General features: G+C 56.9%; 9 protein-coding genes and 1 tRNA gene. 1 reads left to right on the plus strand and 9 read right to left on the minus strand.

The genetic code is table 11. The features are described 5' to 3' along the window. Window positions 1–158: 158 nt before the first annotated feature. A tRNA-Cys gene (locus B5F90_RS06360) sits at window positions 159–229 on the plus strand. 90 nt (window positions 230–319) lie between these two features. On the opposite strand, the gene B5F90_RS06365 is transcribed toward B5F90_RS06360, so the two are convergent. From B5F90_RS06365 to B5F90_RS06400, 9 genes are all read right to left on the minus strand, one after another. Then, window positions 320–3,340 (minus strand): type I restriction endonuclease subunit R, encoded by a 3,021-nt coding sequence (locus B5F90_RS06365; protein ID WP_087361964.1) that lies wholly within the window; start codon window positions 3,338–3,340, stop codon window positions 320–322. A 2-nt stretch (window positions 3,341–3,342) separates the two neighbouring features. Beyond that, on the minus strand, window positions 3,343–4,410 hold the full coding sequence (locus B5F90_RS10815) for a DUF3644 domain-containing protein (RefSeq protein ID WP_143256116.1): 1,068 nt from the start codon (window positions 4,408–4,410) through the stop codon (window positions 3,343–3,345). Between the two features lie 13 nt (window positions 4,411–4,423). Next, complete coding sequence (locus B5F90_RS06370; protein WP_087361965.1) at window positions 4,424–5,587, minus strand: restriction endonuclease subunit S; 1,164 nt, start codon at window positions 5,585–5,587, stop codon at window positions 4,424–4,426. Next, window positions 5,584–6,066 carry a hypothetical protein gene (locus B5F90_RS06375; RefSeq protein WP_087361966.1) on the minus strand — a complete coding sequence of 161 codons (483 nt, stop codon included), beginning with the start codon at window positions 6,064–6,066 and terminating at the stop codon, window positions 5,584–5,586. The genes B5F90_RS06370 and B5F90_RS06375 overlap by 4 nt, the downstream gene beginning before the upstream one ends. A gap of 2 nt (window positions 6,067–6,068) precedes the next feature. Beyond that, window positions 6,069–7,601, minus strand: a complete 1,533-nt coding sequence (locus tag B5F90_RS06380; RefSeq protein ID WP_087361967.1) for a class I SAM-dependent DNA methyltransferase — start codon at window positions 7,599–7,601, stop codon at window positions 6,069–6,071. Window positions 7,602–7,693: 92 nt separating this feature from the next. Further along, entirely contained in the window at window positions 7,694–9,118 is a 1,425-nt protein-coding gene (gene mobV, locus B5F90_RS06385; protein ID WP_087361968.1) for a MobV family relaxase, read from the minus strand. Window positions 9,119–9,363: 245 nt separating this feature from the next. Beyond that, window positions 9,364–10,248 carry a toprim domain-containing protein gene (locus B5F90_RS06390; protein ID WP_204229532.1) on the minus strand — a complete coding sequence of 295 codons (885 nt, stop codon included), beginning with the start codon at window positions 10,246–10,248 and terminating at the stop codon, window positions 9,364–9,366. Between the two features lie 2 nt (window positions 10,249–10,250). After that, window positions 10,251–10,541, minus strand: coding sequence for a helix-turn-helix domain-containing protein (locus B5F90_RS06395; protein ID WP_087361969.1), 291 nt, complete (start codon window positions 10,539–10,541; stop codon window positions 10,251–10,253). Window positions 10,542–10,786: 245 nt separating this feature from the next. Beyond that, complete coding sequence (locus B5F90_RS06400) at window positions 10,787–11,191, minus strand: helix-turn-helix domain-containing protein (RefSeq protein WP_087361970.1); 405 nt, start codon at window positions 11,189–11,191, stop codon at window positions 10,787–10,789. Window positions 11,192–11,215: the final 24 nt, after the last annotated feature.

Genomic DNA, 11,215 nt, shown 5'->3' on the forward strand with positions numbered 1-11,215 from the left:
CGCCCCGAGGGGAGCCCGAGCGATATCCGGAGGGGGCCTGAGAAGGAGCCAAGGGGGCTGAGAAAGTCCCGGAGGTGCTGGAGAAGGTGCCTGGGGGCTTGAGAGGGTCCTGGAGGTGCTGGAGGGAAAAGCTGAAGGGGGCGTTTCGAGAAAGAAATGGTCTGATGGCCGAGTGGCTAGGCAAAGGTCTGCAAAACCTTGTACAGCGGTTCGAATCCGCTTCAGACCTCACAGAAACCGCGTTGTAGATATCTACAACGCGGTTTTCGTTTGAATTTGTACGGCATTTGTACGGCAACGGGCCCGTTCGCCGTTTGGCTCAACTGTTTTCCGACCACATTTCGCACTGCTCCATGATGGTGTTCAGTGCGTCCTCCTGTCCCTCGGGCGGGTATTTGTACTTCTTGAGCAGTCGTTTGACCAGCCGGCGCATGCCGGCCCGGGCGCTCTCCTTCAGATTCCAGTCGATCGTCTTGTTTTTGCGCAGGGCATCGGTCAGTTCGTGCGTGATGGCCAGCAGCTGGTCGTTCGTGTAGAAGTCCCGCACGGCCTCGGGCTTGGTCAGCGCATCGTAGAAGGCCAGCTCCTCGGTCGTGAGGTGCAGCGCCTGCCCCGCCTTCTCGCCGTCGATGATCTCGCGGGCCGTCTTCAACAGCTCCTCGATTACCTCCTCGTTGGTCAGCATCCCTTTCAGGTAGTTGCTCATTGCCTGGGCAAGGATCTCCGAGAACTTTGCGGCCCGCACCGTGTTGGTCCGGCGGTAGAGCTGCACCTGTTCGGTAATCAACTTGCGCAGCAGCTCCACGGCCAGATTCTTCTCCTTCATGCGGCCGATCTCCTCGAGGAACTTCGGGTCGAACAGCGAAAACTCCTCCTGCACGTCCGAGAAGAGGTTGATGACCCCTTCGCTCTGAATGCTCTGCCGGAGCAGCTCGTTGATGCGTTCGTTGATTTCGCGGAACGAGATCTTGCCCTTACCCTCGACGCGCGTCAACAAGGTGCGCACGGCCTCGAAATAGGCCGCTTCGAGCCGCTCTTCGCGGTCGGGCATGCTCTGACACAGCGACAGCGCCTGCCGCAGCAGCAGCGCCTCGCGGATGTAATCCTCCTTGACCTTCGCCCGCTCCGGAGCCTGCAGGAAGTCGGCGCCGCCGCTGATGGCCCGGGCACGCTCGAGGTCCGAATCGCCCCGGAATCCCGCGTAGTCGTAACCGTGCAGCAGGTCGCGGCACACCTCCAGCTTCTTCCGAAACTCCGGATAGGCCGTCTTGGCAATGTCGGGGTCGCCGTAGTTGCGGCGGTCACGCAGCGTGTAGTCGTTCATCGCCTGCTTCAGGGCCGAGGCGATGCCGACGTAATCGACCACCAGACCGCCCTGCTTGTCGCCGAAGACGCGGTTCACGCGCGCAATGGCCTGCATGAGGTTGTGACCTGCCATCGGCTTGTAGACATACATCGTCGCCAGCGAGGGGACGTCGAATCCCGTCAGCCACATGTCCACCACGATGACAATCTTCAGCGGCCCGGCATTGTCCTTGAACCGTCGCTCCAGCTCCTTCTTGTGGGCGTCGTTGCCAATCACGGCCCGCCACTCCTCGGGGTCCTTGTTGCTCGAAGTCATCACCACGGCCAGCTTCTCGCTCCACGCCGGGCGCATCTCCAATATCCGATGGTAAATCTTCATCGCAATCGGCCGTGAGTAGGCCACAATCATCGCCTTGCCGGTCTGTTCATACTGGCGGAACTCCTCGTAGTGCTTCACGATGTCCTCGCACAGCGACGCCACCGTCGCATCGGCCCCCAGAATCGAGTCGATACGCCCCAACTCGCGCTTGCTCTTCTCGATGGCGTACTCCTCGGCCTCCTCGGCCATCGCATCGTACTCGGCATCGATGCGGCGCAGCGTCGCTTCGTCGAGATGGAGGTTGACGACGCGGCTCTCGTAGAAGACCGGGCGCGTGGCGCCGTCCTCGACGGCCTGCGTCATGTCGTAGACGTCGATGTAGTCGCCGAAGACCTCGCGCGTCGAGCGGTCCTTCTGCGCAATCGGGGTCCCCGTGAAGCCGATGTAGGTGGCATTCGGCAGGGCGTTGCGCACCAGCCGCGCCGCTCCCGTGCGCACACGCCCCGTGCGCGGGTCGATGTGCTCCTCCAGCCCGTACTGGCTGCGGTGCGCCTCGTCGACCATCACCACGATGTTGCGGCGCTCCGACAGCGGCCCGTCGCCCTCCTCGAACTTCTGCATCGTCGAGAAGAAGATGCCGTTGGCCTCGCGCCCGGCCAGCAGCTCGCGCAGATGGGCGCGGCTCGACGCCTGCACGGGCACCTGCCGCAGAAAGTCGCTGCATTGCGCAAACTGACCGTACAGCTGCCCGTCGAGGTCGTTGCGGTCGGTCAGCACGACAATCGTCGGCGAGGCCATCGCCCGCTGCAACCGCTTGGCGAAGAAGACCATCGACAGCGACTTGCCGCTTCCCTGCGTGTGCCAGAAGACCCCGCCGCGGCCGTCCGTTTCGGCGGCGCGGAGCGTCGAATCGACGGCCTTGCGCACGGCGTAGAACTGGTGGTAGGCGCTCAATATCTTGACCTCCTTCCCGTCCTTCTCCGAGCAGCAGATGAAGCCGCCGAGCAGCTCGATGAAGCGGCTCTTCTCGAACATCCCGCGGAAGAGGACGTCGAAATTGGCGTAGCGCGCGTCCTCCAGCTTGCCGTCCACGGTCTTCCACTCCATGAATCGGTCCTCGCCGGCGGTGATGGTCCCGGCCTTGGTCGTGGCCAGGTCGCTCATCACGCAGAAGGCGTTGTAGACGAACAGCGAGGGAATCTCCTGCATGTAGTTGCGCAGCTGGGCGTAGGCCTCCGAGACGTCGGTTGCCTCGCGCGAGGGGGATTTCAGCTCGACGACCACCAGCGGCAACCCGTTGACGAAGACGACGATGTCAGCCCTTCGCACCGAACGCTCCTCGACCGTCCACTGGTTCGCGACCGTGAATCGGTTGCGCATCGGGAGGTCGTAATCCACCAGCCGCACCAGAGCCGAGCGCTGCTCTTTGCCGTCGAAGTAGTTGACCGCCACGCCGTTCTGGAGCATGTCGGTGAACCGGGCGTTTTTGCGGGCGAGCGAACCGCTTTCGATGTTTCGGATGCGGGCGATTGCCTCGTCGATGGCGGCGCGGGGGAGCGAGGGGTTTATGCGGACGAGTGCATCTTCGAGAATCTCCACACAGAGGGGCTCCGCGAAGTCCCTCACGACATCGGGGCCGTAGAGATATTCGTAACCGAGCAGGTCTCGGAAGATTTCGAGGATGGCGTTTTCGAAATTGGCTTCGGTGAAGGGCATAATTATAAATTTCTCCAATTGTGTTCTACATCGAGTAGTGGAATTTGCTCAAGTAAAAAGGTTTGCGCATTTTGAGAGTATCTTTTATGTGTTTGACTATTTAGTTTTATTTCTTTATAAAATTCTGGATTATCTTGGAGGTGTAAATGATTTATAACCTTTAGCAATTTTGTTGTAGTAATATACGCAAAATGTTGTTGTATATTAGTTGTCATTGCTTTAAGACCTAAAGAATAAAAATCTAATTCGTTGACTCTTTTAACCGCAACGACTGCTGCATTAGGACTATTTTTGACTAATGTGACTTCTACATCAGCCTTTTTTGTTATTTTTAATGATATAGATGGACCTTCACCTTCTCTGCTGAGTTGAATGCCTGCGACGCCCTTAAAAATTTCATCCCAGCTAATACCGCTTCGTAATTTATTGGCGATATTTCTAATTTCCGCATCGGATGGTTGCGTGTTTTTCTCGCCAGAAATGACAGCGTCCAAAATACATAAGGGCCGAATTTTTGAATAGGCTTCTGGCCCTCGCCTTGATCCGGGGTTCAATAGTTTTTTTATTTCTTTAGTTTCAAATCGAAATAACGCATCTATGTCTAATGGTGCTAATGTCGCTATAGGGAGAACTCTTTGAGGTAATCGATCAGATAATTTTATACCAAATACATTATTGAGTATATCAGAGAATAATGTTACTCCCGATTGCATATGAACATATAATTGTTGCTCTGATATTTGTAAAATATAATGTTGTGCAGCATCTCGTAACCCATTGATCGCTTGAGCAACCAAGGCTTGCTCCTCTGTTAAGAATTTTATATTCCCATTAGAAACAGCGATTCGTAAACACGCATCAAAGCCAATAGTATTTTTATTGTTTCTCTTGTCGCGGATTTTCCCGTTGCGATGTATTATTGCAGCTTTTAGAATCATCTCAAAGCTATGATCTAATAGGATTAAAGCTCCGGTATGTCGACATTGCTCTTGTGGTCTATTAAATAATTCAATACTTAATATTAAAGAGTCCGTTGCTTTTTCAAGTAGCATTTTAACCTCTTTTTTCATAGCTTTTATTTATTTAAATTTCTCCGGCCATCAATTTGGGCAGCAGGGTGTCGCGCAGGGCGGAAAGTTTTCTATTTTCAATTCTATGGGCAATCATAGAATCAAAAAGAGGGGTGAAAATTTTATCTAAATATTCCAGTATCGGTTTTTCGGGTACTTTTACCTCGGAAGATTCCAAATCGCATCGTTTGATATGCCCCATTGTAACGGCCTTGTCTTTTGCTATGCGAATAAATTTATCCAAATGATGTTTTGTCCAATAGAATATAAACCATTTGGGGTAGTTGTCCGATGTAACTTTGAATAGGTGTTGGTTGAGTCCGCACTTACCGCCACACCATACATCCACAAGTAAAGTTCCCGACCAAGAAAAAATAACATCACCATCGTTGATTACATACTCTGGTTTTATGGATGTTGAGCACCTGTCGCTTGACGCATCGCACAGCCCTTGGCCCAATTCCTTTATTTTCAAAACAGGCAGGCTGTTTTGAATGGATTCGGGTGGAAACTTTTGCATGGCCAAACCATTCAGATATTGTGCAATATCTGTTAAACTTTTGGTTTGGTAGTTACCCAATTGTTTATCGTTACCCACAAACCACGACCGGAAGAGGGCCTGCGCCTGCGCCTCCAAATTCGCATTGATCCGCCGATTCAATTCGATTTTATCATCCAACGACCCCAAAATCCCCGCAATCCGCCGCTGTGTGGATAAATCGGGAACTTGAAAACTAAAATCGCCGATTTGTTTTAGGCTCACATGAGGAATGGATGTTCCAGTGTGGACGGATTTTATATAATTTTCGAAATTCTTGCTGAAAATCTGATAGTACAGAAATTTTTGCAAGGATTTTTCATTATGACGGACACAAGCTACCCGTTGGGCCAATAATAGAGGTAAATCGTCTGCCTTAATCTGGGCTCGATTACGTCCAACCCGAGAACCATCCATTCCGATAACAATATCTCCTTCCCGCAATGAAAATTCTTCAGCGCGGGCAAATGGTTCATTCCATCGTTTATCTTTATCTGTATCCCATCGTAACTCTCCAATGGTAACATTATCGCCACGGACAACCCGTTGCCCTTCTTTGGCATACTTGTGACCGTCAAAAGGGAATCCGGTGGATAGATTTGCAACCTCGCAGAGTTTATATGTTTTCCACTCGCTCATTTGTCAGGATATTTAAAAGCCAAATCCAGGTCGAGCACGGACAAATCGAAAAGATATTCTTGGGAATATGATTTGCCGGATAAATCCTTGTAGGTATAGGACAATGAAAGTTTGTGGTCTTTTATTTGTTCCCACATTGTCTCTGTAGAAAAAACAGAATCTTTCCCGGGAGCCAAGAAAAAAGAACCTTGTTCTATTCTCCTTAATTTATGGGTTAACGGGTCTTTTTTCATCCGTTCAATTAAATATGGGTCGATTTTGATTTGGATATTTATTGCCGGGGATGCTCCAAAATTAGTGAGCTTATAGCAAATGTTTCTGTTTTTTACACAAATATTGGCTAATATTTTAGGCTTTGTTGCGTCTTCCCGCAAAATATGATTCTGCCATCCCATGTAGATATTGATGATGACGAGAATAAGTGTCAATAGAACCGTAAAGGCTCCATTGTATTCATTGAGGAATTCGATAAAACACATATCTACTTCATTTTATACCCTATACTCTCCAACTGCCGGCGGATTTCCGCCTCCAATGTATGCGACTGCGCGAACAAACCCGAAAGCTCGCCCGTCAGCCGCTCCATCTTCGCCGCGAAGGGTTCCGAATCCTCCGCCTGCGCCGCGATACCTACATACCGCCCCGGCGTCAGAATAAAATCCTGCGCCGCAATCTCCTCGGTCGTCGCCACGGCGCAGAAGCCCTGCTCCGCCTCCAGCCGTCCCTCGGCGTAGGCCCAATAGGTGTCGGCGATGCGCTGGATGTCGCCCCGGCGGGCCGGATCCTCCGACTCGCAGTCGGTCAGCTCGCGCAGCTTGCGCGTGACCATCGTCCCGAGGTTGCGCGCGTCGATGAAGAGCGTATGGCCCGGCTGCGTCTTGGCCTTGTTGAAGAACCAGATCGAGACGGGAATCTGCGTCGTATAGAACAACTGCGGAGGCATGGCCACGATGCAGTCCACCAGGTCGGCCTCGACCAATCGCCGCCGGATGTCGCCCTCGCCGCCGCTCTGGCTCGAAAGCGAACCGTTGGCCAGCACGACGCCCGCACGCCCTGTCGGGGCCAGATGGTGGATGATGTGCTCGATCCACGCGAAGTTGGCGTTGCCGTTGGGCGGGGTTCCGTACTTCCAGCGCACGTCGTCCGCGAGTTTGTCGGCGCCCCAGTCGCTGAGGTTGAAGGGCGGATTGGCCAGCACGAAGTCGGCCTTAAGCGTCGGGTGGCAGTCGTGGAAGAAGGTGTCGGCGTTGTACTGCCCCAGGTCGGCCTCGATGCCCCGGATGGCGAGGTTCATCTGCGCCATCTTCCACGTCGTGGGGTTTGAATCCTGGCCGTAGACCGAGATGTTGTTGATGTTGCCGGCGTGGCTCTCGATGAAGCGCGCCGACTGCACGAACATCCCGCCCGAACCGCAGCAGGGGTCGTAGACTCGCCCCCGGAAGGGTTGCAGCACCTGCACGAGGGTCTTGACCACGCACGCCGGGGTGTAGAATTCGCCGGCCAGCTTGCCCTCGGCCTCGGCGAAGCGCGAGAGGCAGTATTCGTAGGTGCGGCCGAGGATGTCCTTCGAGTCGCCGTGCTGGTGCATGCGGATGTTGGTGAAGAGGTCGACGACCTCGCCCAGACGCCGTTTGTCGAGCTCGGGCCGTGCGAAGTTCTTCGGCAGGATGTCCTTCAGACGCCGGTTTTCACGTTCGATGGCCCGCATGGCGTTGTCGATGGCGGTGCCGATTTCGGGGGTGTGGGCCTGTGCGGCGATGGTCTCCCAGCGCGCCTCGGCGGGGACGTAGAAGATGTTCTCGGCGGTGTATTCGTCCTTGTCCTCTTCGAAGCCCTCGCCCTCGTCGACGAGCTGGCGGTATTTGGTCTCGAACTTGTCGGAAATGTATTTCAGGAAGATCAGACCCAGCACGACGGACTTGTATTCCGACGCGTCGATATTGCCGCGCATCTTGTCTGCCGCCCTCCAAATCTCCTTCTCGAAGCCGATATCGGCCGTATTCATGGTTGCCATAGGTGATTGGAAAAGAATATTTTGAGTAAAGATAGCGGTTTTTCGGGAAAGTCCGTGCAATTTTTCATACAAAAACGGTGCGGCGGCGGGCGTTATCGCTTGATGGTGTGTCGCCGGATGACGGGGCGTTCGGGGCGGACGGGGTAGCCCAGGCGTGTCATGAGCTCCACATACCGTTGGCGGAACCAGGCGTGTGCGGGTTGGCGGTCGATGAGCAGCTGGAAGCCTCCGGGACCGTTCGGGTCGCGTTGCAGGCGGATCTCGGTATTCGAGACGTCGAAGCGGTGCGAATACTCCGGGGCGCGAAGTTCGCCCGAGACGTAGAGGGGTTTCATGGCGATGATCTCGCGGGCGCCCGACTCCGAGATCCCCATGTCGCGGCAGTATTCGCCCCAGCTGATGAGCGTCTGCGTGTCGGGCAGCCAGTGTTCGATGCGGTCGAGCTTCGCCTGCAGTTGCTGTTCGGCCTGCTCGTGCCGGGCTTTCTCCTCGCGGTTGGTGCGGTTCAGCGTCCCGATCTGCTCGTGCAGGGCGGCATTCTCCGCGTTGAGGCGGTCGATCTCCTGCTGCTGCCGCTTGACGCGGGAGGTGCCGATCATCGCCCCGATCCCCTCGACGATGTTCGACCCGACCTCCGCCGCGGCGTTTTTCAACCGGGCCCCCTTCAGTTCGCCCTTCACACTCTTCAACTCGGCCTCTGTGCGGTTCAGTTCGGCGCTCTTCTGCGCCTGGAGCGTGGCGGTCTGTTCATACTCGGTGCGCACCTGCCGCTCCTGTTGTTTGAGCAGCTCGACGGCCTTCCGCTTCTGCTCTTCGAGACGGAGCAGCGCGTCGATGTTCTCCTGCAGATCCTGCTGCTGGGCGATGGTCTGCCGGTAGAACTCCTGTGTGGTGACGTGGCGCGCCTCCGAACCGTCGATGCCGCGCTCCAGTCCGTATTTGGACATCGCTGCAGCGTAGCTGTCCTGATACTGTTTGAGGCGGACGCGCGACATGACGTCGTCGGCGCAGAGGCGGGGCCGTGCGGCGGATTTTGGACGGTAGTGTCGTTTGCCGGGTGTTTCGGATGCGGTGGTACGGGCCTTGCGGCGCTCGCCCGTGACGATCGGCACCACGGCGGCGTGGATATGCGGGGTCGATTCGTCGCGATGCACGACGGCCGAGACGACGTTCTCCGCCCCGAAGGTTTCGCGCAGCCAGGCGAGGTTGTCGGCACACCACTCCGGAAGCCGCCCCTCCTCCTCGATGCGCTTCATCGCGTCGTGCGAGCCGGTCAGCATGACGCGGATCACCCGCACCTGGTTGGTGCCGATCTTGCGCGTGAGACCGGCGTGTTCGAGTCGGTAGTTGATCGCCTCCGTACGGTCGGCTACCTCCTCGGGGAACTCGACGAGCTCCTCGTTGAGGCAGGTGCGTTCGGGCGAGGCGTTGGTGGGTATCTTTGTGCGGGCGATGTGGGCGGTCATGGCCGCCTCGTTGCCCGGGGCTTTGTCAAGATGCAGGACGGCATATCCCATGGTACGGTCGTTTTTCGGAGGGTTGTGTGGTTGAAGAGGGGACCGCCTTGGCGGTCGGCGTGCGCAGCACGACAGGGGGTGTCCAGAGGGGCTTGACCCTTTGGCCTATTGGGGCTTTTTCAGCGTCGGCGGGCCGATGCGTCGGAAAAAGCCCTAATAGGCTATGGCTTTTTCCTTGGGGGAAAAGCCGCGGTCGCGAAGCGGCCGATGGGTGGGCGACGATTCCGGCGTCATTCCGGGCGACGTTACAACTTGCGGCCGTGACGACGCGGCGTGCGGGAAACCTTTGCGGACGATCGGAGTGATTCGTTCAGATTCTTGTGGGCACGGTAGCTCTCCGCACGGTCGATGACGGTCGCACCGGGCAGGGCGCTGCGCAGCCGTTCGAGGGTGAGGCGCCCCGCCTCGTCGTTGTCGAGGAAGGCGTGGATCGTCGCGTGGCGTGTGAGAAAAGGAAGGGCGCGGGGAAGGTTGACCACGGAGTTGAGCACGGCGGTGTCGACGGTCGGCTCCGACTCGTGCTGCAGCGTCAGGTAGGAGAGCAGGTCGAAGAACCCCTCGAAGAGCAGCGCCGTGTCGCCGTGCCGGTCGAAGGTCGTGATGGATTTCGGGGCACTGCTCCCCTTGAACTGCGGGCTGCGCAGCTCCCACCCTCCGGCGTCGTTGCGGAAGCCGATGGCGAAGAAGCGCCGCTCGCCAACGGCGTAGTGAACCTCGCGGCACAGCGCTCCGGCCACGGCGGGGTCGATGCCGCGTTCGCGCAGATAGCCGATCAGTGCCGGGTGGCGAATCTCCCCGACACCGAGAATCCGCAGCGGAGAGTCTTCGCGCGCCGAGGCGGTTGGGAGGGGCTGGAAGGGGACTTCGTCTGCGGTTCCTTTGTGGAGGCGTCGGATGGCTTCTGCCAGGCCGCACCCTTCGAGGCGCATGACCAGCTGGAGGAGCGTGCCCCCTTCACCCAGTCCGAAGTCGTACCAGAGCCCCTTGTCGTAGCGGACGCTGAAGCTGGGGGTGCGCTCTTCGCGCAGCGGCGAAAGAAACATGCCGTGGGTGGCGGTTTCGCGGTGGGGCTGCAGCCCCCGGCGGAGGAGATACTCCCGGATGCCGATGCAATCTGTTGTCGTCTTCATGGCTATCGGCTTTTGATGGGGACAATCCGGTGCAGAGCCGCCTCGACGTCGCTGTCGCGGAAGAGGACGCGCCCGCCGATCTTGTGGGCGCGGATCCGGTCGCGGTTCACCCAGTCGTTGAGCGTCACGAGCGAGATGCGCAGGCGGCGGGCCGTCTCGCGGCGGGTCAGATAGTTCGGTGTCTCGGTGGAGGGTTCGGGGTGGAGCTGCCGCAACTCGTCGCGCAGCGATTTGCGAATCATCTCCGAGAGCTGGTCGGCGGTCATGCCGCTCAGAAAGATTTCCTTGGTCATAACGATTCGAATTTGGTTGATGACGCAAAGAAAGGCTTTCCGAACCCCTCCCGAAAACGGCGAATGGCGTTACAAATCAGCGCCAACCGATGCCAACCGCTGCCACATCGAGGACATGCCGTCGGCCGTTTCCGGACTTTGGCATTCGTTTGCTTCGGTTGGCACTGCCGTGTAATCGGATTCTGTGCGGGACAAAAAAAAGAGGACGGCGGGTGCCGTCCTCGTTGGTGATGTGGTTTTCGAGCCTATCGGAACCGTTCCAATACCTCCCGAACGGCATCGGCCGCAAAGAGGGTGTCGCCGCCTGCCGAGATCTGAACGCGGCACGGCTCCAGCCATCCGTTTGTGATCCACCGGTCGAGTGTCGGACGTGCGACGCCCAGCGCCTCGGCAAGCTCCTTTTTGTTGAAGAGCCGGCTGCCGTTTGCCATCAGATAGCGCTCGCTCTTGTGTACGCCCAGCCAGTAGTCGAAGCGGCGCAGGATTGCGTCGGCATCTTTCAGCTTCGGCTCATACCGTTCGTAAGCCCAGATGTGCAGGCTCGACGGATCGAATCCGGCAAACTCCGGCCGCTGGTGCAGCTCCCGGACGAGTGTCTCGAAGCACTCCAGCTCGGAGGCACGGATCGTTATTTTTCGACGGCGCGGCATATTAATTTGTGGAGAAAAAATTAT

Source organism: Alistipes sp. An31A (assembly GCF_002159425.1).
Classification (GTDB): domain Bacteria; phylum Bacteroidota; class Bacteroidia; order Bacteroidales; family Rikenellaceae; genus Alistipes; species Alistipes excrementigallinarum.

Coding starts and splice junctions, on each gene's coding strand:
- B5F90_RS10815 (WP_143256116.1), bottom strand. CDS start 4,410: ATGAAAAAAGAGGTTAAAATGCTACTTGAAAAAGCAACGGACTCTTTA.
- B5F90_RS06400 (WP_087361970.1), bottom strand. CDS start 11,191: ATGCCGCGCCGTCGAAAAATAACGATCCGTGCCTCCGAGCTGGAGTGC.
- B5F90_RS06390 (WP_204229532.1), bottom strand. CDS start 10,248: ATGAAGACGACAACAGATTGCATCGGCATCCGGGAGTATCTCCTCCGC.
- B5F90_RS06380 (WP_087361967.1), bottom strand. CDS start 7,601: ATGGCAACCATGAATACGGCCGATATCGGCTTCGAGAAGGAGATTTGG.
- mobV (WP_087361968.1), bottom strand. CDS start 9,118: ATGGGATATGCCGTCCTGCATCTTGACAAAGCCCCGGGCAACGAGGCG.
- B5F90_RS06375 (WP_087361966.1), bottom strand. CDS start 6,066: ATGTGTTTTATCGAATTCCTCAATGAATACAATGGAGCCTTTACGGTT.
- B5F90_RS06365 (WP_087361964.1), bottom strand. CDS start 3,340: ATGCCCTTCACCGAAGCCAATTTCGAAAACGCCATCCTCGAAATCTTC.
- B5F90_RS06370 (WP_087361965.1), bottom strand. CDS start 5,587: ATGAGCGAGTGGAAAACATATAAACTCTGCGAGGTTGCAAATCTATCC.
- B5F90_RS06395 (WP_087361969.1), bottom strand. CDS start 10,541: ATGACCAAGGAAATCTTTCTGAGCGGCATGACCGCCGACCAGCTCTCG.